The organism is Agromyces sp. NSFZ (assembly GCF_056156205.1).
In genome coordinates this window covers 1,606,642-1,629,801 of sequence record NZ_CM149585.1, presented here as the reverse complement: position 1 = coordinate 1,629,801, position 23,160 = coordinate 1,606,642, and the positions used below count along the sequence as shown (strand labels likewise).

The 23,160-nt window shown below is 71.0% G+C and carries 22 protein-coding genes; 12 read left to right on the top strand and 10 right to left on the bottom strand.

What is annotated here, in order from left to right:
• Positions 1–47: 47 nt before the first annotated feature.
• The 3 genes from ACVFI9_RS07660 to ACVFI9_RS07650 all read left to right on the top strand — a co-directional run bounded on the left by ACVFI9_RS07660 (position 48) and on the right by ACVFI9_RS07650 (position 3,162).
• Positions 48–1,631, top strand: a complete 1,584-nt coding sequence (locus ACVFI9_RS07660; RefSeq protein ID WP_474765526.1) for an AlkA N-terminal domain-containing protein — start codon at positions 48–50, stop codon at positions 1,629–1,631.
• A gap of 89 nt (positions 1,632–1,720) precedes the next feature.
• Positions 1,721–2,596 (top strand): fumarylacetoacetate hydrolase family protein, encoded by an 876-nt coding sequence (locus tag ACVFI9_RS07655; RefSeq protein WP_474765524.1) that lies wholly within the window; start codon positions 1,721–1,723, stop codon positions 2,594–2,596.
• 137 nt (positions 2,597–2,733) lie between these two features.
• Positions 2,734–3,162 carry a hypothetical protein gene (locus ACVFI9_RS07650; RefSeq protein WP_474765523.1) on the top strand — a complete coding sequence of 143 codons (429 nt, stop codon included), beginning with the start codon at positions 2,734–2,736 and terminating at the stop codon, positions 3,160–3,162.
• A 157-nt stretch (positions 3,163–3,319) separates the two neighbouring features.
• Here the strand turns inward: ACVFI9_RS07650 and ACVFI9_RS07645 are convergent, their stop codons facing one another.
• Together ACVFI9_RS07645 and ACVFI9_RS07640 are read right to left on the bottom strand one after the other, a co-directional pair.
• Positions 3,320–4,834 (bottom strand): aspartate ammonia-lyase, encoded by a 1,515-nt coding sequence (locus ACVFI9_RS07645; RefSeq protein ID WP_474765522.1) that lies wholly within the window; start codon positions 4,832–4,834, stop codon positions 3,320–3,322.
• Between the two features lie 130 nt (positions 4,835–4,964).
• The gene (locus tag ACVFI9_RS07640; protein WP_474765521.1) at positions 4,965–6,539 is read right to left on the bottom strand and encodes an amino acid permease; all 1,575 of its coding nucleotides are present in this window, start codon (positions 6,537–6,539) and stop codon (positions 4,965–4,967) included.
• Positions 6,540–6,768: 229 nt separating this feature from the next.
• Between ACVFI9_RS07640 and ACVFI9_RS07635 the strand changes: the two genes are divergently transcribed.
• The 5 genes from ACVFI9_RS07635 to ACVFI9_RS07615 are packed head-to-tail and all read left to right on the top strand — an operon-like array spanning position 6,769 to position 11,858.
• Positions 6,769–8,136, top strand: a complete 1,368-nt coding sequence (locus ACVFI9_RS07635; RefSeq protein WP_474765520.1) for a glutamine synthetase family protein — start codon at positions 6,769–6,771, stop codon at positions 8,134–8,136.
• A complete protein-coding gene (locus tag ACVFI9_RS07630; RefSeq protein ID WP_474765519.1) occupies positions 8,117–8,911 on the top strand; it encodes a gamma-glutamyl-gamma-aminobutyrate hydrolase family protein in 795 nt (264 codons plus the stop codon). Before ACVFI9_RS07635 ends, ACVFI9_RS07630 begins: the two co-directional genes overlap by 20 nt.
• Positions 8,908–10,263, top strand: coding sequence for an aldehyde dehydrogenase family protein (locus ACVFI9_RS07625; RefSeq protein ID WP_474765518.1), 1,356 nt, complete (start codon positions 8,908–8,910; stop codon positions 10,261–10,263). The genes ACVFI9_RS07630 and ACVFI9_RS07625 overlap by 4 nt, the downstream gene beginning before the upstream one ends.
• A 29-nt stretch (positions 10,264–10,292) precedes the next feature.
• Complete coding sequence (locus tag ACVFI9_RS07620) at positions 10,293–11,084, top strand: 3-oxoacyl-ACP reductase (RefSeq protein WP_474765517.1); 792 nt, start codon at positions 10,293–10,295, stop codon at positions 11,082–11,084.
• Between the two features lie 9 nt (positions 11,085–11,093).
• Complete coding sequence (locus ACVFI9_RS07615; protein WP_474765515.1) at positions 11,094–11,858, top strand: FadR/GntR family transcriptional regulator; 765 nt, start codon at positions 11,094–11,096, stop codon at positions 11,856–11,858.
• A 19-nt stretch (positions 11,859–11,877) separates the two neighbouring features.
• On the opposite strand, the gene ACVFI9_RS07610 is transcribed toward ACVFI9_RS07615, so the two are convergent.
• Positions 11,878–12,213 (bottom strand): hypothetical protein, encoded by a 336-nt coding sequence (locus ACVFI9_RS07610; RefSeq protein ID WP_474765514.1) that lies wholly within the window; start codon positions 12,211–12,213, stop codon positions 11,878–11,880.
• Between the two features lie 146 nt (positions 12,214–12,359).
• On the opposite strand from ACVFI9_RS07610, the gene ACVFI9_RS07605 reads away from it, so the two are divergent.
• On the top strand, positions 12,360–13,706 hold the full coding sequence (locus ACVFI9_RS07605; protein WP_474765512.1) for a uracil-xanthine permease family protein: 1,347 nt from the start codon (positions 12,360–12,362) through the stop codon (positions 13,704–13,706).
• Positions 13,707–13,746: 40 nt separating this feature from the next.
• Here ACVFI9_RS07605 and ACVFI9_RS07600 read toward each other — a convergent pair whose 3' ends face one another.
• The 6 genes from ACVFI9_RS07600 to ACVFI9_RS07575 form a co-directional block, all read right to left on the bottom strand.
• Positions 13,747–14,079 carry a peptidase gene (locus ACVFI9_RS07600; RefSeq protein WP_474765511.1) on the bottom strand — a complete coding sequence of 111 codons (333 nt, stop codon included), beginning with the start codon at positions 14,077–14,079 and terminating at the stop codon, positions 13,747–13,749.
• On the bottom strand, positions 14,076–15,254 hold the full coding sequence (locus tag ACVFI9_RS07595) for an inorganic phosphate transporter (RefSeq protein ID WP_474765509.1): 1,179 nt from the start codon (positions 15,252–15,254) through the stop codon (positions 14,076–14,078). Before ACVFI9_RS07595 ends, ACVFI9_RS07600 begins: the two co-directional genes overlap by 4 nt.
• Positions 15,255–15,347: 93 nt before the next feature.
• Positions 15,348–15,830 (bottom strand): 8-oxo-dGTP diphosphatase, encoded by a 483-nt coding sequence (locus ACVFI9_RS07590; protein ID WP_474765507.1) that lies wholly within the window; start codon positions 15,828–15,830, stop codon positions 15,348–15,350.
• 12 nt (positions 15,831–15,842) lie between these two features.
• Positions 15,843–16,871 carry a 6-phosphofructokinase gene (locus ACVFI9_RS07585; RefSeq protein ID WP_474765506.1) on the bottom strand — a complete coding sequence of 343 codons (1,029 nt, stop codon included), beginning with the start codon at positions 16,869–16,871 and terminating at the stop codon, positions 15,843–15,845.
• Between the two features lie 115 nt (positions 16,872–16,986).
• Positions 16,987–19,113: a DEAD/DEAH box helicase gene (locus ACVFI9_RS07580; protein WP_474765504.1), complete on the bottom strand. Its 2,127-nt coding sequence runs from the start codon at positions 19,111–19,113 to the stop codon at positions 16,987–16,989.
• 217 nt (positions 19,114–19,330) lie between these two features.
• Positions 19,331–20,062, bottom strand: a complete 732-nt coding sequence (locus tag ACVFI9_RS07575) for a ZIP family metal transporter (RefSeq protein WP_474765502.1) — start codon at positions 20,060–20,062, stop codon at positions 19,331–19,333.
• Between the two features lie 82 nt (positions 20,063–20,144).
• Here ACVFI9_RS07575 and ACVFI9_RS07570 point away from each other — a divergent pair, with 82 nt between their 5' ends.
• Positions 20,145–20,351 carry a hypothetical protein gene (locus ACVFI9_RS07570; protein ID WP_474765500.1) on the top strand — a complete coding sequence of 69 codons (207 nt, stop codon included), beginning with the start codon at positions 20,145–20,147 and terminating at the stop codon, positions 20,349–20,351.
• A gap of 24 nt (positions 20,352–20,375) precedes the next feature.
• Here the strand turns inward: ACVFI9_RS07570 and ACVFI9_RS07565 are convergent, their stop codons facing one another.
• A complete protein-coding gene (locus ACVFI9_RS07565; RefSeq protein ID WP_474765498.1) occupies positions 20,376–22,250 on the bottom strand; it encodes a DUF2207 domain-containing protein in 1,875 nt (624 codons plus the stop codon).
• Between the two features lie 74 nt (positions 22,251–22,324).
• Between ACVFI9_RS07565 and ACVFI9_RS07560 the strand changes: the two genes are divergently transcribed.
• Together ACVFI9_RS07560 and ACVFI9_RS07555 are read left to right on the top strand one after the other, a co-directional pair.
• Positions 22,325–22,603 carry a metal-sensitive transcriptional regulator gene (locus ACVFI9_RS07560; protein WP_474765496.1) on the top strand — a complete coding sequence of 93 codons (279 nt, stop codon included), beginning with the start codon at positions 22,325–22,327 and terminating at the stop codon, positions 22,601–22,603.
• A 7-nt stretch (positions 22,604–22,610) separates the two neighbouring features.
• Positions 22,611–23,153: an O-acetyl-ADP-ribose deacetylase gene (locus tag ACVFI9_RS07555; RefSeq protein WP_474765494.1), complete on the top strand. Its 543-nt coding sequence runs from the start codon at positions 22,611–22,613 to the stop codon at positions 23,151–23,153.
• Positions 23,154–23,160 lie beyond the last annotated feature (7 nt).

Genomic DNA, 23,160 nt, shown 5'->3' with positions numbered 1-23,160 from the left:
TCCGATTCCCGCCAGTCGATGTCGGCGGCGCATGCGACGCTTGAGGCATGACCACCCCGGCCCGCAGCCTCCGATCGACCGCCGATCCCCTCGACGACCCGGTCTTCGCCGAGCGCTACCGCGCCATGCAGTCGCGCGACGCCCGCTTCGACGGCCAGTTCATCACGGGCGTGCACTCCACGGGCATCTACTGCCGGCCGAGCTGCCCCGCGGTCTCGCCCAAGCCCACCAACGTGAGCTTCTACCTCACCGCCGCGGCGGCCCACGAGGCGGGCCTGCGCGCATGCAAGCGGTGCCTGCCCGACGCCGTGCCCGGCTCCCCCCAGTGGGACCTGCGCGACGACCTCGCCGCACGCGCCATGCGGCTCATCGCCGACGGCGTCGTCGAGCGCGAGGGCGTGCCGGGGCTCGCGTCGCGGCTCGGCTACACCCCCCGACACCTCACCCGCGTGCTCACCGCCGAGCTCGGCGCCGGGCCGCTCGCGCTCTCGCGGGCGCACCGTGCACAGACGGCACGGTCACTGCTCACGGCCACGAGCCTGCCCGTCGCCGACGTCGCGTTCGCGTCGGGGTTCGGCAGCGTTCGGCAGTTCAACGACACCATCCGCGAGGTCTACGAGCGCAGCCCGCTCGAGCTCCGGGCGGCGGCGCGACTGCGCCGGCGGGGGCGCCCATCGGCGTCTGCGGCGTCTGCGCCGGCTCGGCCTTCGGGCGCGGATGCCACGACGGATGCCGCCGGCATCGTGCGACTGCGGCTTCCCGCCCGCGCGCCGTTCGATGCGGCGGGGGTCTTCGCGTGGCTGCGGGCACGAGCCCTGCCCGGCATCGAGTCGGCCGAAGCCCTGCGGTACCGGCGCGCCCTGCTGCTGCCGGGCGGCCCGGCCCTCGTCGGCTTCGCGGCCGCCGACGACGCCAGCGGCGCGCCGGCCATCGAGGTCGAGGCTCGGCTCGCGACCCTCGCCGACCTCGCGCCGCTCGTGGCTCGGGTTCGGCGCCTCTTCGACCTCGACGCCGACGCCGTGGCGATCGACGCGGCCCTCGCCGCCGACCCGGCGCTCGCGGCATCCGTCGCGGCGGTGCCCGGCATGCGGGTGCCCGGATGCCTCGACGCGCACGAGCTGGTGTTCCGCGCGCTCGTCGGGCAGCAGGTGTCGGTCGCGTCCGCTCGCACCGCGCTCGGCCGGCTCGCAGTCGCACTGGGTGAGCGGGTGGCCGATGCCTCCGACGACGAACACGGCCTGCTCTTCCCCACGGCGGGCGCCATCGCCGCCGACGGCGAATCCGTGCTTCGCGGCCCCCGCGCGCGCATCCGCACGATCGTCGACGTCGCCAGGCGACTCGACTCGGGCGAACTCGTGGTCGCGCCCGAGCGCGACCGCGAGGAGCTCGTCGCCGACCTGCTCGCGGTGCCCGGCGTCGGCCCGTGGACGGCCGGGTACCTCGCCATGCGGGTCACGCGGGCGCCCGACATCCTGCTCACGAGCGACCTCGCCCTTCGCAACGGCGCCGTGCGGCTCGGGCTTCCGGCCGCGGCCAGGGAGCTCGACGCCGCGGGCGCCCGATGGGCGCCGTGGCGCAGCTACGCGTCCATGCACCTGTGGCGGGCGGCCGCGGCATCCGTCGACGCATGACGCAGCTTGTCGACCACCGTGCACAGCCGCCCGGCTTCATTGTGGATCGCGCACAGCTTCGCCCGATCGCCGCCCGATAGCCTGAACGGGTGAAGTTCGCGCACCTGAGAGTCGAAGGCCAGACCACCCCTCGACTCTCGGCGGTGGTGGCCGAAGCGGCGCTCTTCCTCGACGAGGTCATGCCGAATCCGCCACGCGACCTGCAGGACCTCATCGAGCGCGGCCCCGGCGGCCTGGCCGAGGTGCGCGAGGCGGTCGACACGGCGCTCGCGGCCGGTGCCGTGCTCTCGCCCGTGCACGAACTGCGGCACTCGTCGGCGGTGCTCAGGCCGGCGCAGATCATCGCGATCGGCGCCAACTACGCCGCGCACGCATCCGAGCTGAAGCTCCGCTCCGAGACGGCGATGACGATCTTCTCGCTCTGGCCCAACTCGCTCGCCGGGCACGGCGCCACCACCGCGTGGCCCGAGGACCTCACCAAGCAGGTCGACTACGAGGCCGAGCTCGGCGTGATCATCGGCCGCCCGGCCCGCGGCGTGCACGTGCGCGACGCCCTCGACTACGTCTGGGGCTACACGGTCGTCAACGACATCACCGCACGCGACCTGCAGTTCAGCGAGGCGCAGTGGTCGCGCTGCAAGTCCTTCGACGGCTTCACCCCCACCGGACCGGTCGTGGTCACCGCCGACGAGATCCCCGACCCGCAGGATCTCTGGCTCACGACGAACCTCGACGGCCGCATCCTGCAGGACGCCTCCACGAACGAGATGGTGCGCACGGTCGCCGAGATCATCTCCTACCTTTCGCGGTCGGCGACGATCCCGCCCGGCACGCTCATCTCCACGGGGAGCCCCGGCGGTGCCGGCTACTCCCGCAACCCGCAGGTGTTCCTGCGCGACGGCTCGACCGTCACGGTCAGCATCGAGGGCATCGGCTCCCTCACCACGCACTGCCGCGTGATCTGACCCGCGCGTCCGCCGCTCAGGGCTTTGCCACGCGACGTCCAGCGTTTCCGCCGCGTCGCCAGAGGGGTCGCATAGCCCGGCTCGCGACGGTGGTCGTACGGCATCTCCCCCGGTGCCGTCGACGAAAGGATCCCCCAGTGAACGATCAGAGCACCTCCCCCACCCGCTCGCCGGAGAGCGCACGGACGGGCCGCCGCGCGCGGCGCGCAGGGATGATCATGGCCGGCCTCGCGGGCGCCGCGGTCGTCGGCACCCTCACCATGGGTGCCGCATCGGCCGCCGAGACGAATCCGGCTGACGCCGCGACCGAGTCGACGACGAGCCTGTCGCAGCACCAGGCCCAGCACCGCCACGGCGCGACGTCCGCAGAGACGGCGGATGAGACGGGCGGCAGCACCGGCAACGGACGCATGGGCGCGGGCAGCGCGGGTGGGCACGCCGGCGAACGAGGCGCCGCTGGCGAGGGCGCCGGTGGCGAGGGCGACTGCGACCACGGCGACCACGGCGACCACGCCGAGTCGGACGCCGACGCCGACGCGGATGCCGGCACCGACACGAGCAGCTGAGTCCCCCGCCGACGCCGGCCGCCGGTCGCGCCGCTCCCGATTCGGACGGGCGGCGCGACTCGGTGGCCGTGTTTCCGTTCCTACGCGACGTTCCCTCTGGGCCGGCGACGTGGCGCGGGAACGGGAACATCGGGTGAGCGGGTCGGGCCCGGCGGCGCTACTCCGAGGGCTCGCCGTGCAGGTCGATGACGGGAATGGCCTGGGTCACGGGGTGGATGCCCGACAGGCGCGACGGAGCCAGCTGCCGCTCGACGTCGTGCCGCGTCATCAGGCCCGCCTCGACGACGAGGTCGGCCACGGGACGACCCGTCGCGAGTGCCTGCTTCGCCAGCGACGCGGCCGCGGTGTAGCCGATGAACGGGATGAGGGCCGTGATGACGCCGACGCTCGATGCGACCATGCTGTTCAGGCGATCGACGTTCGCGGTGATTCCGTCGACGCAGTTCACGCGCAGCGTCCAGCACGCCTGGCGCATCCACGTGATCGACTGCAACAGCGAATGGGCGATGACGGGTTCGAACGCGTTGAGCTGCAACTGGCCCGCCTCGGCCGCCATGGTGACCGTGACATCCGTGCCCGCAATGGCGTAGGCGACCTGGCTGACCGCCTCGGGGATGACCGGATTCACCTTCCCGGGCATGATGCTCGAGCCGGCCTGCCGCGGCGGGAGGTTGATCTCGCCGAGGCCCGCCTGCGGCCCCGAGGAGAGCAGTCGCAGGTCGTTGCAGATCTTCGAGAGCTTGATCGCACTGCGCTTCAGCGACCCCGAGAAGGACATGAACGCGCCCGCGTCGCTCGTCGACTCGATCAGGTCGGGCGCCGTCTCGAGGTTCAGCCCCGTGATCTCGCGGAGGTGCCGCACGGCCGCGGCCGCGTACCCTGGGTCGGCGGTGATGCCCGTGCCGATCGCGGTCGCGCCGAGGTTGATCTCGGACAGCAGCCAGATGGTCTCGGTGAGCCGCGCGTGATCCTCGCCGAGGGTCGTGGCGTAGCCGTGGAATTCCTGGCCGAGCGTCATCGGCACGGCATCCTGCATCTGCGTGCGGCCGACCTTGAGGATGCCGTGGAACTCGTCGGCCTTCCGCCCGAACGACTGCCGCAGCAGCTCGAGCTCGGCGAGCAGCGTCTTCAGCGAGAACGCCAGCGAGATCTTGAGCGCGGTCGGGTAGGTGTCGTTCGTCGACTGGCTGCGGTTGACGTCGTCGATGGGGTGCAGGACGTCGTAGCGACCCTTGGGGTAGCCGGCGACCTCGAGCGCGAGGTTCGTGATGACCTCGTTGGCGTTCATGTTGGTCGACGTGCCCGCGCCGCCCTGGATCACGCCGACGACGAACTGGTCGTGATGTTCACCGTCGATGATGCGCTGGCAGGCCTCGTCGATCCAGGCGGCCTTCTCGGCGCCCAGCACCCCGACCTCGCGATTCGCGCGGGCGGCGGCCTGCTTCACCGAGGCGAGGGCCACGATGAGCTCGGGATAGACCGAGATCGGGCGCTTCGAGATCGGGAAGTTCTCGAGCGCGCGCATGGTGTGCACGCCCCAGTACGCGTCGGCCGGGACCTCGACGGTGCCGAGCGAATCGGTCTCCGTTCGGGTGGCCGGGTGGACATCGCCTGGGTTCGTCACGTGCTCCTCCGCGAAGGTGTGCTCGGGCAGGTGGTCGGGTCGGGTCATCGACACTGTCTTGGCTCCATTGCCTCTGGTTCGCGCGGGATCGCCGCGCCTCGTACTCGTCTCGAGCCTACCGCCGCGTGAGCACGGAAACGGGCGGCGAGGCCCCCCGCCTCGCCGCCCGCCGCTCCGGTCAGACCTTGTCGGGCTCGGGACTCGGGGTGTCGACGCCGTCGGCCGCGAGGAGCTCCTCCTCGACCGCGCCGCCGTAGCCCTCCTTCTGCGGGTCGCCGTGCAGGCCGCCCGACACCGCGTACTCCTCCTCGGGCGAGAGCACGAGGTGGTGCCTGCCGTAGATCGCGAACCCGATGAGCATGACCGCGTACACGACCGCGATCGCGATGATCGCCGGCACGAACGTCGGGTTGAGGAGGAATCCGAGGAAGATGAGCGCGGCGATCACGGCAGCCACGACCGCGCCGGGGACGCCCCATGGGCTGCGGTACGGCCGCTTGGCGTTCGGGTACTTGCGTCGCAGGATCACGAAGGCGACCATCTGCAGGAGGTAGGCCAGCACCGCGCCCCAGACCGCGATGTTCAGCACGATCGCACCGGCGACCGCTCCGGCCCCCTCGGCGTCGACCTGCGCGAGCACGTCGAGCACGACCAGTGCCACGAAGCCGATGACCGCGCCCGCGACGAGCGCCACCCACGGCGTCTGCCGCTTGCCGGTGAGCGAGAGGAACTTCGGGTAGTACCCCGCGCGGGAGAGCGAGTACATGTTGCGTCCGTAGGCGAACATGATGCCCTGCAGCGACGCGAGCAGGCCGATGAGCGCGAACAGCGCGAGCACGGCCGCGAGCCCGTCGCCGACGATCGCCCGGAACCCGTCGAGCAGTGGCTCGCCGGCGGTCGCGGTCTCCTCGGCGCCGACGACGCCAGTGTTGAGGAAGAGCACGAGCAGCCCGGTGACGATGAGCGTCGCCCGCGCGATGAGTCCGGCCCGCGGGATGTCGTGCACCGGGTCGTGCGACTCCTCGGCGGCGAGCGGCAACTCCTCGATGCCGAGGAAGAACCACATCGCGAACGGCAGCGCGAACAGGATGGGCAGCACGCCGTGCGGAAGGAATGCGCTCTGGCCCTCGTCGGGCGCGATGTTCCAGAGTGCGTCCCACGAGAACTGGCCGGAGAAGATCGCCATCGCACTGAACACGAGCAGGATCGCGATCGAGATGATCGACACGACGATGGCGAACTTGAACGAGATGTTCGCGCCGGCGGCGTTGATGCCGATGAAGACGGCGTAGAGGATGACCCACCACAGCCAGCCGGGCATCGAGAAGCCCAGCAGCTCGCTCGTGATCGCGTCGGCGTAGGACGCCGAGAAGAAGACGATCACCGCGGTCGTCGCGACGTACTCGATCGTCTCGGCGAGGCCCGTGATGAACCCGCCCCACGGCCCCATCGCCGCTCGCGAGAACGAGTACGCGCCGCCCGTGTGCGGCATCGCCGAGGCCATCTCCCCGATCGAGAAGATCAGGCCGTAGTACATGGCGACGAGGATCGCGAAGGCGATCAGCATGCCGCCGAACCCGGCGAAGTCGATGCCGAAGTTCCAGCCGGAGAAGTCGCCAGAGATGACCGCCGCGACCGCGAGGCCCCAGAGGCCCCAGACGCCGGCGGCGCGGGTGAGCTTGCGTTTCTCGAAGTATCCGGAGTCGGCGGTCGTGTACTTCACTCCCGAGACTCTGAGGGTGTCTTTCGCCATGACGGCTCCCTTGCTCTCATCGCGCGAAGCCCTTGGGGGCGGGCGCGGGGTGCGATGCGTGTGGCCCTGACTATAGGACGCGGAATGGTCGCCCGTACAGACCTTTTTTCGGGGGCCGCCGCGACGAAGAAGCGCGCCTCGGCGAATTCATGCTGTCGCGGCCATTGGCGCCTGTGATGTAATGGTCGCCATTGCAGACCTTTTCACCCGCTCGAGGAGGAGCTCACGGATGTCGGCACCGACCGGATACCTCTCGCTCGACCAGCTCCGCAGCGCCGTGGCCGACGGCCACGTCGACACCGTGGTGGTGGCGTTCACCGACATGCAGGGCCGGCTCGTCGGCAAGCGGTCATCGGCCAGGCTCTTCATCGAGGAGATCTCGCACCACGGCGCCGAGGCGTGCAACTACCTGCTGGCGGTCGACGTCGAGATGAACACCGTCGACGGCTACGAGATGTCGAGCTGGGAGCGCGGCTACGGCGACATGGCCCTCGTGCCCGACCTCTCGACGCTGCGCATGGCGCCCTGGCTCGAGGCCACGGCACTCGTCACCGCCGACCTGCAGTGGCTCGACGGACGCCCGGTCGAGGCATCCCCTCGACGCATCCTGCAGCGACAGCTCGAACGGCTCGCCGAGCGCGGCCTGACGGCCTACGTCGGCACCGAGCTCGAGTTCATCGTCTTCGACGACTCCTACCGCGACGCCTGGCGCAAGGGCTACCGCGACCTCACGCCGGCGAGCGACTACAACATCGACTACGCGCTGCTCGCCTCGACGCGCATGGAGCCGATGCTCCGCGACATCCGGAACGCCATGGACGGTGCCGGCATGTACTGCGAGGGCGTGAAGGGCGAGTGCAACTTCGGCCAGCAGGAGATCGCGTTCCGCTACACCGACGCCCTCGGCACGTGCGACAACCACTCGATCTACAAGAACGGGGCGAAGGAGATCGCCGACCGGCACGGCAAGTCGCTCACGTTCATGGCGAAGTTCAACGAACGCGAGGGCAACAGCTGCCACATCCACATCTCGCTGCGCGGGGAGGACGGCAGCGCGGTCTTCAGCGACGAGTCCCAGCCGCACGGCATGTCGACGATGTTCCGGCACTTCCTGGGCGGCCAGGTCGCCGCGATGCGCGAGCTCACGCTGTTCTCGGCGCCCAACATCAACTCGTACAAGCGGTACGTTCCGGGCAGCTTCGCGCCGACCGCGATCGCCTGGGGGCTCGACAACCGCACCTGCGCCCTACGCGTGGTGGGGCACGGTCTCGGCATGCGGGTCGAGAACCGGGTGCCGGGCGGCGACGTGAACCAGTACCTCGCGGTCGCCGCGCTCATCGCGGCGGGCCTGCACGGCATCGACAACGAGCTCGAGCCCGGCGACGTCTTCATGGGCAACGCGTACGAGAGCGACGTCGCACGCGTGCCGGCCACGCTGCGGGAGTCGGCCGACCTGTTCGCGGGGTCGACGCTCGCGCGCGAGGCCTTCGGCGACGAGGTCGTCGACCACTACCTGAACAACGCGAAGGTGGAGCTCGCCGCGTACGACGCGGCCATCACGGACTGGGAGCGGGTGCGTGGTTTCGAACGACTCTGAGCCGCATGGACGCGAGGGGCGGGCACCGCACCACGAGGTGGGACCCGTCATCGGCGTCACCACCTACCTCGAGCAGGCGCAGACGGGCGTGTGGGACGTGCCCGCGTCGTTCCTGCCGAAGGTGTACCTCGACGCGGTGACCGACGCCGGCGGCATCGCCGTGCTGCTGCCGCCGCAGCCCGTCACCCGAGAGATCGCGCGCTCGGTCATCGCGACGCTCGACGGACTGATCGTGTCGGGCGGAGCCGACGTCGACCCCGCCCGCTACGGCCAGGAGGCGCATCCGCGCACCGGCCGCCCGCGCACCGACCGCGACGCGTGGGAGGACGCCCTCCTCGCCGAGGCGATCGCCGTGGAACTGCCGTTCCTCGGCATCTGCCGCGGTGCGCAGGTGCTCAACGTGGCGCTCGGCGGCACGCTCACCCAGCACCTCCCCGACCTCGTCGGCAGCGAGAAGTACCAGCCGGCCCCCGCCGTCTTCGGCGAGGGCGAGGTCTCCGTCGAGCCCGGCTCCCGCCTGGAATCGGTGCTCGGCGCAGGCGAGCGCACGCTGCCCGTGCACTACTACCACCACCAGGCGCTCGACGAGGTCGCCGATGGGCTCACCGTCACCGCCCGCAGCGAGGACGGCGTCATCGAGGCCGTCGAGCTCGACTCGGTGCCGTTCGGCCTCGCCGTGCAGTGGCACCCCGAGGAGAACGCCGCCGACCGCCGGCTGTTCGCCGGCCTCGTCGACGCCGCCCGCACGCACCGCATGGGAAGGAGCCGTTCGTGAGCCACACGATCGTGAACCCCGCCGACGGGGAGGTCGTCGCGACCGTCACCGCCGCGTCGATCGAGGAGACGGATGCCGCGATCGCGCGTGCCGCCGTCGCGCAACGCACCTGGGCGGCCGTCGCACCCGTCGACCGCGCCCGGATGCTCCGCCGGTTCGCCGCGGCCGTCGACGGGGCGGTCGAGGAGCTCGCGACGATCGAGGTGCGCAACTCGGGACATCCGATCGGGCAGGCCAGGTGGGAGGCCGGCCACGTGCGCGACGTGCTCGAGTACTACTCTGCCGCCCCAGAGCGTCTCTTCGGCCGCCAGATCCCCGTCGCGGGCGGCCTCGACGTCACGTTCCAGGAGCCGCTCGGCGTCGTGGGCGTCATCACGCCGTGGAACTTCCCGATGACGATCGCGTCGTGGGGCTTCGCCCCGGCGCTCGCGGCCGGCAACGCCGTGGTGCTGAAGCCCGCGGAGTGGACCCCGCTCACGAGCCTGCGGCTCGCCGAGCTCGCCCTCGAGGCCGGGCTTCCCGAGGGGCTGTTCAAGGTGATCGCCGGCAAGGGCTCCGTCGTCGGCGAGCGCTTCGTGACGAACGAGACCGTGCGAAAGGTCGTCTTCACCGGCTCGACCGAGGTCGGCAAGCACATCATGGCCGGCTGCGCCGCGCAGGTGAAGCGCGTGACGCTCGAGCTCGGCGGCAAGAGCGCGAACATCGTGTTCGCGGATTCCGACCTCGAGCAGGCCGCCGCCACGGCACCCTACGGCGTCTTCGAGAACGCCGGGCAGGACTGCTGCGCGCGGAGCCGCATCCTCGTTGAGCGCAGCGCCTACGAACGGTTCATGGAGCTCCTCGAGCCCGCCGTGCAGGGCGTGAAGGTCGGCGACCCCGCCGACGAGACCACCGAGATGGGCCCGCTCGTCGCACGGCAGCACCTGGAGCGGGTGCGATCGTTCGTGCCCGACGACACCGACGTGGCCTTCCGCGGCGCGGCGCCCGACGGGCCCGGGTTCTGGTTCGCGCCGACCGTGCTGACCCCGTCGCGCGACTCGCGCGCGGCGCGAGAGGAGATCTTCGGCCCGGTCGTCTCGGTGTTCCCGTTCGACGACGAGGCCGACGCGATCCGGTTCGCGAACGCGAGCGAGTACGGCCTGTCGGGCTCGATCTGGACCCGCGACCTCAGCCGCGGCATCCGCGTGGCCCGTGCCGTGGAGTCCGGCAACCTCAGTGTCAACTCGCACTCCTCGGTGCGCTACGCCACGCCGTTCGGCGGGTTCAAGCAGTCCGGCCTCGGCCGGGAGCTCGGGCCCGACGCCCCCCTCGCCTTCACGGAGACGAAGAACGTCTTCATCGCCGTCGAATGACCGACACGAAACGCACAGACTGGAGCACCATGGCAGACCTCCCCCGCATCGACCTCACCCAGCGGCTCGCGGGCCGCGTCGCCGTCATCACGGGCGGCGCGTCCGGCATCGGGCTCGCTACCGCGAAGCGCCTCGCAGCCGAGGGCGCGCGCGTCGTCATCGGCGACATGGATGCCACGGCGGGCCCCGCCGCCGCCGACCTCGTCGGCGGCCTGTTCGTGCAGGTGAACGTGACCGACGAGGAGCAGGTGGACCACCTGTTCGACGAGGCCGCCCGCGTCTACGGGTCGGTCGACATCGCGTTCAACAATGCCGGCATCTCGCCGCCCGACGACGACTCGATCGAGACCACCGAGCTGCCGGCCTGGCAGAAGGTGCAGGACGTGAACCTGAAGTCGGTCTACCTCTGCTCGCGCGCGGCGCTCCGGCACATGGTCGCCCAGGGCCGCGGCTCGATCATCAACACCGCGTCGTTCGTCGCGGTGCTCGGGTCGGCCACGTCGCAGATCTCGTACACGGCGTCGAAGGGCGGCGTGCTCGCCATGAGCCGCGAGCTCGGCGTGCAGTTCGCCCGCCAGGGCATCCGCGTGAACGCGCTCTGCCCGGGTCCGGTCAACACGCCGCTCCTGCAGGAGCTCTTCGCGAAGGACCCCGAGCGAGCCCAGCGACGGCTCGTGCACATCCCCGTCGGCCGCTTCGCCGAACCCGAGGAGCTCGCCGCCGCCGTCGCCTTCCTGGCGAGCGACGACGCGTCGTTCATCACGGGTTCGACGTTCCTCGTCGACGGCGGGATCAGCTCGGCCTACGTCACGCCGCTCTAGGCTCGAACCATGGCGCGACAGGGGGACGACGGGCCGGCGGATGTCGCGGGCGAGGTGCTGAGCGCCGGCCTCCTGCTGACGCCCGCACGTCCGGCGAACGCGTTCGAGGAGACCGTGCAGCGCCTGCTGCAGTCGATCCGCCTCGGGCTCATCGGCCCGGGCGAGCGGCTCCCGCCCGAACGCGAGCTCGCGGGGATGCTGCAGGTGAGCCGGGACACGCTCCGCGAGGCGCTGGCCTCGCTCGCGGACGCCGGCTGGGTGGTGTCCCGGCGCGGACGCAACGGCGGCACCTTCGTCTGCGATGAGCTGCCGTCGCCGTCGCCCCACTCGGCACGCGCCGAGAGCGGCCGGCCGACGGCCGTGGCCGACCTCGAGGACACGCTCGCACTGCGAGCCGTGCTCGAGGTCGGCACCGCACGCCGGGCCGCGGAGCGCGAACTCAGCGCGGCCGACCGCGAGCGCCTCTGGCAGGCGTACGAGGAGTGCCGTTCCGCGCCGGGCGCGCAGTACCGCATGGCGGATTCGCGGCTGCACCTGCTGATCGCCGAGGTCATCGGCGCTCCGAGCCTCATCCCGCTCGTCGCCGACGTCCGCATGCGCGTGAACGAGCTGCTCGACGGCATCCCGCTGCTCGCCCCGAACATCGCCCACTCCGACGAGCAGCACCGGTCGATCGTCGGTGCGATCCTGCGCGGCAATCCCGACGACGCCGCGGCCGCGATGGCCGAGCACGTCGAGGGCACGGAGGCGCTGCTGCGCGGCTTCTACGCCTGAACGCGGTGGCGCCCCGCGATCAGATGAACGCGAACGGCAGGAACGGCAGCATCGCGAGCCCGAAGACGAGCGCGCCGAGCGTCACGAGCACGGCGCCGCCGAGCATGACGGCGTTGAGCACGATGCCCCAGATCGCCATGGTGCGCGACGCGGGCTCCCGCTTCAGCGCCATGATGCCGAGCACGAGGCCCGCGGCCGGGACGAAGAAGGTGTAGCTCGCGATGATCGACACGAGCCCGAGCACGAGGCTCGAGATGCTGAACCCGCGCGACTCCTCCGCGGGCGCGGCGGGTGCCGCGTAGGGGTTCGGCTCGCCGAACGGCGCCTGCGGCTGGGTGGGGGTTGCGGTGGTCATGGGGTTTCTCTCCTTGTTCGCGGATGTGATTCCACGGTACGGATGCCACGTGGTCGCCCGGTATGGGGCTATCCCCCGAGTCGAGCGGTGGGCGCGCATCCCGCTACGATCGCAGGGATCCCCCACCCCCTCCCGATCGGAGCAGCATGTCCCTGCCCTGGACCGTCCACGGCGACGGCGCGCACGTGAACCCCGGCGAGGTCGTCGCCCCCGGCGAGCGGCTCAGCTGGCCGCGCACCATCGGCCTCGGCATGCAGCACGTCGTCGCGATGTTCGGCGCCACGTTCCTCGTGCCGATCCTCACGGGCTTCCCTCCCGCGACGACGCTCTTCTTCTCGGGCATCGGCACGATCCTGTTCCTCCTCGTCACCCGCAACCGCGTACCAAGCTACCTCGGCTCGTCGTTCGCGTTCATCGCCCCGATCGTCGCGGCGACCGGCGCCGCCGGCATCGACGACCCCATGGGGGCGGCGCTGTTCGGCATCGTGGTCGTCGGCGTGCTGCTCGCGCTCGTCGGCCTCGTCGTGCAATGGGCCGGCACCCGCTGGATCGACGTGCTCATGCCTCCCGTCGTCTCGGGTGCCATCGTGGCCCTCATCGGCTTCAACCTGGCGCCCGTCGCGAAGGCCAACGTCACCATCGCGCCCCTCACCGCACTCATCACGCTCGCGGCGGTCATCATCGCGAGCGTCGCCTTCCGCGGCATCCTCGGACGCATGTCGATCCTCGTCGGCGTGGTCATCGGCTACGTCGCCGCCGTGATCCAGGGCGAGGTCGACTTCAGCGGTGTCGCGGATGCCGCGTGGATCGGCCTGCCGCAGTTCCACCTCCCCGCCAACCCGTTCGCCGACGCCGCGATCTGGGGCGTGCTGCCGGCGTTCCTGCCCGTGGTGCTCGTGCTCATCGCCGAGAACGTCGGCCACATCAAGGGCGTCGCCCAGATGACGGATGCCTCGATCAACGCGTCCACGGGCCGGGCCCTGTTCTCCGACGGGCTCGCGACGACCGTCGCGGGCTTCTTCGGCGGCTCGGGCACGACCACCTACGGCGAGAACATCGGCGTGATGGCGGCCACCCGCGTCTACTCGACCGCCGCGTACTGGGTGGCGGGCGGCTTCGCCGTGCTGCTCGGCCTGTCGCCGAAGATCGGCGCCGTCATCAACACGATCCCGGCGGGCGTGCTCGGCGGGGTGACGACCGCGCTCTACGGCCTCATCGGCATCATCGGCGTGAAGATCTGGCTCGACAACCGGGTCGACTTCACCCGGCCCGTCAACCAGTTCACCGCCGCGACCGCGCTCATCATCGGCATCGCCGACTTCACGTTCGCGGCGGGCACGGTGTCGTTCAACGGCATCGCCCTCGGCACGATCGCCGCGATCGTCATCTATCACGTGATGAGCGGCATCGCGCGCCTCCGAGGCACCGACGAGGCGGCCGAGCCTGCCCCGCCGACGACGCCGGCACAGCCGACGGCGCCGCCGGTCAGCTGAAGGGCGCTTCGACCTCGTACACCGGGAGGATCGCTCGAGATCAGCCGTGCAGCGCCGGGACGATGAGGTAGATGCCCACGAGCACCGCGACCCCGCTGACGACGAAGCACGCCCAGGCGCCGATGAACGCCGCCCGCTTCTGATTCGCGGTGAGCGGGCTCTTCTTCGCGGCCTTGGCGGCACGCTTCGCGGCGGCCGCGGCCTCCGTCGCGGAGATGATCGTGATGGCGTCGGTGAACGCGGCCGGCGTCACGATCGGGGTGCGGCCCGAGACGGTGAGGAGGCGGATGCCGAGCGCGTAGGCGCTGACCACGACCGACGCGCCCACGAGCGCCGCGACGAGGACGATGAGGAACGAGAACCAGTCGATCACGACGTCACCTTCCGCTTGGGCTTCGGATTGCGCTTGATCTTCACGGCGCGGCCCGAGACGGCGACCTCGCTCAGCACGTTTCGATGCGAGACCTCGCTCCGGCGCGACCACAGGAAGATGCCGGTGATGATGACGGCGCCCGCGATCACGTCCACGACGATGCCGACGACACCGAGGTGCGCGACGAGGGCCGCGAGCGCGCCGACCGCGCCCGCTGCGGGAAGCGTCATCAGCCATCCGATGCCGATGCGGCCGGCGGTGCGCCAGCGCACCTTCGAGCCTCGGCGGCCGAGGCCCGAGCCGATGACCGAGCCCGACGCCACCTGGGTGGTCGAGAGCGCGAAGCCGAGATGGCTGGACGCGAGGATCGTGGCGGCCGTCGAGGTCTCGGCGGCGAAGCCCTGCGCCGGCTTCACGTCGGTGAGTCCCGTGCCGAGCGTCTTGATGATGCGCCATCCGCCCATGTACGTGCCGAGCGCGATCGCGACGGCGCACACCACGACGACCCAGAACTGGGGGCCGCTGCCGACGGGCTGGAGCCCGACCGAGATGAACGTGAGCGTGATCACACCCATGGTCTTCTGGGCGTCGTTGGTGCCGTGCGCGAGGGCCACGAGGGAGCTCGAGAAGATCTGGGCGTAGCGGAACCCGTCGCGACCGTCGGGCTTGCCGTCGTAGCGGCGGGTGATGGCGTACGCGAGCTTCGTGGCCGCGAACGCGACGAGGCCGGCCGTGAGCGGTGCGAGCAACGCGGGCAGGATCACCTTCGACATCACGACCGAGAAGTCGATGGCCTGCAGGCCGAAGCCCACGAGCGCCGCGCCGATGAGTCCGCCGAACAGCGCATGGCTCGACGACGAGGGCAGGCCGAGCAGCCACGTCACCATGTTCCAGATGATCGCGCCGATGAGCCCGGCGAAGATGAGCTCCGGGGTGATGAACACCCCGTCGTCGCCCTCGCGGATGATGCCGCCCGAGATGGTCTTCGCGACCTCGGTCGAGAGGAACGCCCCGACCAGGTTGAGGATCGCGGCGAGCCCGACGGCGACCTTGGGCCGGAGGGCGCCCGTGGCGATGGGCGTCGCCATGGCGTTGGCCGTGTCGTGGAACCCGTTCGTGAAGTCGAAGAAGAGGGCCAGTGCGACGACCAGCACGACGATGAGGGTGAGATCCACCGGCGACCTTCTCTGGATCGGTGCTTGATATTCACCGGATGTTCAGGGGACGTTGGTTGCAGAACCGGCGATCGCCGTGCTTCCCGCACGATACTACGCGACCGACTCCCGCTCCTCCACCACGGTGGCGAGGTCGGGGCCGAACACGAAGGTGCGTCGCACGGATGCCCCGTCGAGCACGCCGGGGAGCCACCGACGCGCGTCATCCCACATCTCGGCGTACGGCACCCGGTCGAGTGGGAACCACTCGGGATCCAGCTCCGCGGACCCGCGGGGGTCGCCCGACCAGGTGCGGCACACGAAGACGCTCGACTCCTGGCTCCAGGACCGGCGATGCGGGAAGTGGTACGTCAGGAGCCCTCGCGGTTCGAGGTCGGATGCCGCGACCACGAGCCCCGACTCCTCGAGCACCTCGCGCACCGCGGCCTCGACGGCTGACTCCCCCGGCTCGAGCTTGCCGCCGAGTCCGACGAAGTTGCCGATGCCGAGGCCCTTCTTCTTGCGTCCGAGCAGCACCTCGGTGCCGCCCGCGTGTTCGCGCAGGAGGTAGCAGACGCAGACCTGTGGCAGCGGCATCCGTGGGATCCGTCAGCCGAAGAGGATCTTGGCCTCGTCGTACCGGTGCTGCGGCACGCGGTTCAGGCTGCCGACGGCCTCGGCGATCGAGACCGTCGCGATGTCGGTGCCGCGGAGCGTGACCATCGAGCCCCACGCGCCCTCGTAGACCGCGTCGACGGCGTGCATGCCGAGGCGGGTGGCGAGCACGCGGTCGTAGGCGCTCGGCGCGCCGCCGCGCTGGATGTGGCCGAGCACCGTGTGCCGCGACTCGAATCCGGTGCGCTCCTCGATCATGGGGGCGAGCTTCTCGGCGATGCCGCCGAGGCGCGGACGATTGAACGCGTCGAGACCGAGGTGCGAGTGCGCCTCCTCCATGGTGTCGAGCTTGAAGCCCTCGGCGACCACGATCAGCGGGGCACGGCCGCGGTCGCGCACCGAGTCCACGTAGTGGCAGATCTCGTCGATGCCCATGGGCTGCTCGGGGATGAGGATCGCATGCGCGCCACCCGCCATGCCGGAGTGGAGGGCGATCCAGCCGACGTGACGACCCATGACCTCGAGCACCATGGCGCGGTTGTGCGACTCGGCCGTGGTGCGCAGGCGGTCGATCGCCTCGGTGGCGATCTCGACGGCCGTGTCGAAGCCGAACGAGTAGTCGGTCGCGGCGAGGTCGTTGTCGATCGTCTTCGGCACGCCGATGATCTTCAGCCCGGCATCGGTGAGCCGCTGCGCCGCCGCGAGGGTGCCTTCGCCGCCGATCGCGATGATCGCGTCGATGCCGTTCTCGTCGAGCATGCGCTGGATGTTCTCGGGACCGCCGTGCTCGCCCTCGAAGGGGTTGGTGCGGCTCGAGCCGAGGATCGTCCCGCCCTGCTTCGAGAGCCCGCGCACGTCGTGGCGGGTGATCGGCATGAGATCGCCCTCGACGACGCCCTTCCACCCCCAGCGGAATCCGACGAACTCGGTGTCATACGAGATGACGCCCTTCAGCACGGCGCCGCGGATGACGGCGTTGAGGCCGGGGCAGTCGCCGCCGCTCGTGAGGATCCCGATCTTCATGTGTGGACGTCTCCAAAGGTGCTCGACTCGAATGGATGCTGCCGGAGGCCACGTCCTCGGGGCGATTCGACTGCGGCAGTCTATAGCGTTGCCGAGGACCGCTCGGTTCCGCGCCTCAGAGGGTGCCGTCGAGCGCCGAGCGCAGCACGTGCTGCAGCGCGTCGAGCTGCACCGAGTCGGCGGATCCGGGCTCGACGTCGCTGCCGTCGAGGGCCCGGGCGGCGAGGCCATGCTTGGAGTCGATGAGCTCCGCGATGCGCGCGTCGATGGTGTGCGCGGCGATGATGCGCCATGCCGTCACGGGCTCGTCCTGGCCGATGCGGTGCACGCGGTCGATCGCCTGCGTCTGCTCGGCCGCCGTCCAGCTGAGCTCGGCGAGCACCACGTTCGAGGCCGCCTGCAGGTTCACGCCGACGCCCGCCGCGGTGAGCGAGCAGACGGCGACCGCGACCTCGGGATCCTTGTTGAACGCGTCGATCGCGGCTTGGCGCTGCAGCGCCGTCTGGTCGCCGCGGAGCGACACCGTGCGCAGCTCGCGAGCAGCGAGCGCGGCCTCGACCTGGTCCATGACGTCGATGTGCTTGGCGAAGAACACCACCTTGCCCACCGACCGCGCGAGCTGGGCGGCGTAGTCGGCGGCGAGTCCGGCCTTCGCCTGGCCGATCTTGCGCACCATGGTGAAGACGTTCTCGCCCGACTTCGCCGACTTCGACTCCTCGAGCTCGGCGTGTGCGACGGCGCGGATGAACTGGTCGCGCAGGTCGTCGTCGAGGTTGCCGATGCGCAGGTTCCGCGATTCCACGAGCGCGCGGAAGCGGCCGAGGAGACGATTGCCGAGCTCGCGCTCGGCGGCGCGCACCGAGCGGCCCAGCTCGTCGTCGAGCTCGACGGGGAGGTCGGCGATGCGCTTGGCCGGAAGGTCGGCGGCCACGTCGACCTTGCGTCGGCGCACGATGCCCTGGTCGATCACGATGCGACGCGCCTCGGGGTAGAACCCCAGGTCGGCGGGCGTGAGTCCGGTCTCCTCGAGCTTGCCGAGGAGCGCCGGCGACGGCTTGTCGCCGTCGATCCAGCCGAGGAACTGCCAGATCGCCCGGAAGTCGTCGACGTCGTTGATGAGCGGCGTGCCGGTGAGCGCGAGCAGCAGCGGGTCTCCGCCGGGAGCGGTGCTCCGGATCTTGTCGGCGAGCGCGAGCACGTTGCGGGAACGCTGCGACTGGAGGTTCTTGATGAAGTGCGCCTCGTCGACGACCATGCCGCGGAACCCGAGCGTCGAGAGCCACGCCATGTGCCGGTCGAGCACGTCGTAGTTCACGACCACGACGTCGGCGAACGCGTCGAGCGAGTCGCCGTCGCCGTGGATCACGGTCGCCCGGCGATGCGGGGTCCATCGCTCGACCTCGCGAGCCCAGTTCATCTTCACGACGTTCGGCACCACGGCCAGCAGCGGGTAGGCTCCGGCGACGGATGCCGCGAGCACGGACTGCGCGGTCTTGCCGAGTCCGGGCTCGTCGGCGAGCAGGAACGTGCGGTGGCCCTGGCGGGCCGACTCGATGAAGCGCGCCTGGTGCTTCATCAGCTCGAGGCCGCGCGGCGAGAGCCGATCGACCGCGGGCGCCTCGGGCAGCTCCATGGAGGCGGCCTGACCACCCGACCCGAGCTCGAACGACTTGAACAGCGGGCCGAGCAGCTCCCAGTTGGCGAGGCGGCGCACGGGAACGACGGGCGCGGCGGCGCGCGAGAAGTCGGGCGCGAGGAACGGGTTCGCGAGCTGGCGGGAGCGCACGGATGCCGGGATCACCTGGTTCTCGGCGAGCTCGGGCACCACGATCGGCTCGCGCGTGATGATGAGCTCGTCTGGGCTCAGCTCGGCGCCGGACTCGAGCAGCCAGTCGCGGCGGAACCGCTGCGCGACGGTGGAGATCGAGGCGTCGGGCTCGAGCAGCGAGATGAGGCTCGTGTCGCGGGCCGCCGTCTTCGCGAGGATCTGCGCGATGCCGTCGAGGCGCTTGAGGAGCTCGGCGCGCGCGGCGTCGGTGAGCTCGGGGTCGGCCTTGACGCGGGCGCGCTCCTCGCGCATGAGGAGCGCGATGACCTGGAACTTCGTGCGGTTCGTGGGGCCGAGCTTGCCCTTCTGGGCCTTCGTCTCCACCTCGCGCACCTTGCGCGCGAGGATCGGGATGATGGGCGCGTCGTCGTCGCGCGATCGCGTTCGCTGACGCTGCCTCGTCTGCTGGGCCATGGTCCTCCAGTTTCCGGCCGACTGCCATGCGCCCCATGCACCGGTCACGGTGGCCGGACCGCTCGGGGCATCGGAGCCCCCGCTCGCGGTACGCCGAATCCCGAACCGAGCAGCACGTGAGCGGAGCTCACGCGGTCGGCCGAAGAACGGATTCGTCGGGCGCCCTGCCATTCTAGCGGTTCCGCGGCACCCGCGCTGACGCGTGACGCTCGACGAGCTACGCCGCGCTGTGCACCGCGTAGCTCAGGAGGAAGCCCGCCGTGACGAGGAGCCCCGTGAGCGCGTGCGCCGAGCGGAACGCCTCGGGGATCATGGTGTCGCAGATCATGGCGAGGATCGCGCCGGCGGCGATCGCCGTGATGAACGCCGTCGTCGCCCCGCCCGCCGTGTCGAGCAGCACGAAGCCCAGCACCGCCGCGACGGTGCTCGCGACGGCGATCCCCGACCAGAGGAGGAACACGTACCACGACGGGCGCCCGGCCCGCTTGAGCTCGGCGGTGCTGGAGAGTCCCTCCGGCACGTTGGAGATGACGATGGCGAGGAGCACCGGAACGCTCACCCCGCCGCCACCGACCATGCTGAGGCCCAGGACTGCGGACTCCGGAACGCCGTCGAGCAGGGCCCCGAGCGCGATGCCCGTGCCGGTGCCCGGGTCCTCCCCGGCGCCGCGCGGGTTCCGTCGGTCGAAGTGATCGAGCAGCTGGTTCGCGACGACGTACACGACGGCTCCGATGCCGAATCCCACGACCGTCGGCCAGAATCCGCCTTCGTCCTGCGCCTCGAGCACGAGGTCGTAGGCGAGCGCCGAGATGAGCACGCCCGAACCGAACGCCATGACGGCGGCGACCAGGCGCACCGGCACCCGAACGACCCAGGCGATGGCGGCGCCGACCACGAGTGCGCCTCCCGCGATGAGTCCCGAGAGCGCCGCCCCGATCCATTCCGGCATGAACGGAGCATACGGCCGGATGCCCCGACGGCGCCTCGTGCGCACCGGTGCGGACGAGCGCGAGTCGGCCTATGCTTCTGGCATGGACGAGCGCGCGGGGGCGGACGTCACGCCCGAGGACGACGAATTCACGGTTTCGCAGGACACCGAGTTCGAGGAGACCGAGCTGGCGTTCGAAGACGACGAGCGCACGCTCGACGACAGCCTCCAGGACGAGGTGCCAGGCATCGACGAGGAGCGTCGCGTGCCGCTGCCCGATGAGCCGGCGGCCCCCTCCGAGGAGGACTAGCCGCCGACCGCGCGCACGGGAGCGTCAGACGCCGCCGCCTCCGCCGCCTCCGCCTCCACCGCCCGACGAGCCGCCGCCGCCCGAGCCGCTCGACGACGAGCTCGAGCTCGAGCCCGACCACGACGAGCTCGCCGATGACGAGAACGATGAGACGGATGCCGCGAACGCACCGGCGTTGAACCCGTCGCGTCCCGCGTACCACGAGGGGGTCTCACCACGCTGCTCGTAGAGGGCCGCCAGCTCGCGGCTCCACTCCCGTTCGAGTCCGAAGAGCACCGCGTAGGGCAGGAGCCGTTCGTTGAGCTTCAGCACCACGGCCGAGTCGAGCGTGGCCGTCGCGCCGGGTCGGTCCACGCGCATGGCGCCGCTCGGGCTCTGCAGCACTTGCAGCCGGTCGGCCTCGGCGAGCCTGATGTAGAGCCGCAAGCCCTCGAGGTGGTCGCGGAGCTCGCGTCCGGCCTCGGTGAGCGGCCGCACGTCGGCGACCGTGATGATCACGACGACCTCCGCCGCGATCGCGATCATGAACAGGAGCGCGGGCCAAGCGCCGCCCATGGCCGCGTCGAGCGCGATGATGCCGAAGACGAGGCTCAGGGCCGCGAACGCGCCGGCACCGATCGCGAGCAGCACGCGCCGACCCAGGTCGGGCCGGCGACGGAGGCCGCTCGTCACGACGTCCTTCTTCACCCGTTGGCGGATGGCGAGCAACTGCTTGCCGAGCACGATGTCGCGCGTCTTGAGATCTCGACGGGCGCCTCGTGACGGGAAGCCGTGGTACAGGGCCGACACGACCGAGCGGGCATCCGCGTCGCCCGCCTCGCCGCCCATGAACTCCACCGCGTAGCGCTTGCGCCCCGTCTCGACGATCCGCAGCTCCCCCTCGACGGCGCGCTCCAGGATGGTCGCCGTCACGCCCTTGCCGGGCTGGCCGACGAGCTCGGACGACACCATGGCGCTGACGGGCGGCGGTTCGTACTGCGCGATGATCGTGCCGCGGCCGGGGTGGTCGCGCCAGCGCGTGAGGCGCAGCACGATCGCCCAGATCATCACCGCCACGGCGCCCGCCGCACCCACCGCACCCGTGATCGCGGCCGGGGAGGAGCCGAACGACTCGTCGCGCGGTTCGAACGTGGCCGGGTCGAAGCCGACCGCGATCGTGAGGTTCTCGTACGGGCCGAGGCCCACGGCCTCCGCGGTGATCACCGGCGGGATCGACTCGGCGGTCGCCAGCGACATGCACGGCGTCGTCGAGCCCGACCAGCCTCGGTAGCACGAGACAGCGCCGGTCAGCCCCTCGGCGACGTCCTCCGACATCCGCAGCTCTGCTCGCACGCGCCCGAACGGCTGCGCCCAGCCGGTGCCGTTCACGTCCCAGTAGAACTCGTCGACGCTGGCGTCGTCGGGCTCGAGCGTGACGTTGTGCTGCCGGTAGCTGATGACGTAGGTCTGCTCGCCGTGCACGTAGTCGTCGGCGCGCACGGTGATGAGCAGGAACTCGCCCTCCTCGTCGCGCTCGACCTCGAAGTCGCGGGCGTTCCCCGCGCCGTCGGTCACCGATTCCACCTGGATGTCGGTCGGATGCCCCTGGTAGCGCAGCGGGATGGCCCGCCGGATGCCCCGGTTCTGGTCGAACTCGGGGAACACCGCGACGAGCGTCTCGGTCGTGTCGAGCACCGAGCGCCGCCCCTCGTCGCGGCTGAGCTCGTACACGGCGTCGAACGACGCGAAGGTGAAGTCGTCGACTCCGGCGGGCAGTGCGGTGACGGATGCCGCGGACCGGCTGTTCGCGACGGGCCCGGGCCCCGCCGTCGTCGGCGTCGCGGACGCGGCGGCGACGGGCCCCACGGCGAGTGCGAGCGTGACGAGCGCGAGGGCGGCGCGGAGGGGGGCACTGACCATGCCCCAACGCTAGCGCCCCGCGTCGGATCTGATACCTCAGTGGGGTATCGAGCGGGGCGCGGTATCCTGAACGGGTGATCGACGACATCAAGAAGCGCGCCCTGCACCGCACGAAGATCATCGAGGGTCAACTGCGCGGCATCGAGAAGATGATCGAGAACGAGGACTACTGCGTCGACATCATCACGCTCTCGCTCGCCGTGCAGAAGTCGCTCGGGTCGCTCAACAAGCTCCTCGTCGAGAACCACCTGCGCACGCATGTCACCGACATGTACGAGGAGGGCGGCGACCAGCGCGACGCCGCGGTGACCGAGCTGCTTCGCATCTTCGAGCTCAGCAACAACCGCGGGTAGCACCCGCATGCGGCGCATCCGGATCGTCACGGGCGACATCACCCGTGAGCGCGTCGACGCCATCGTGAACGCGGCGAACTCGAGCCTTCTCGGCGGAGGCGGCGTCGACGGCGCGATCCACCGCGCGGGCGGTCCCGCGATCCTCGAGGAGTGCCGCAAGCTCCGAGCGACGACCCACCGCGACGGCCTTCCCACGGGCGAGGCGGTGGCCACGCACGCCGGGCGACTGTCGGCGCGATGGGTCATCCACACCGTCGGACCGGTGTGGCCCGGCCCAGGAGCCGAAGCCGAGGAGCGGCGCAGGCTCCTCGCGAGCGCCTATCGCAACTCGCTCGGCCTCGCCGCCGAGCTCGGCGCGACCTCCGTCGCGGTCCCGGCGATCTCAGCGGGCGTCTACGGCTGGCCCGCCGACGATGCCGCGGCCGTCGCGCTCGACGCGGCTTCCACGGCCGAACGCGCGCCGACGCTCGTGCGGTTCGTGCTCTTCTCGGCCCGCATGCACGACGAGTTCCTGGACGCGGCCGACCGACTCGGCATCGACGTCGACTGACCGCCCG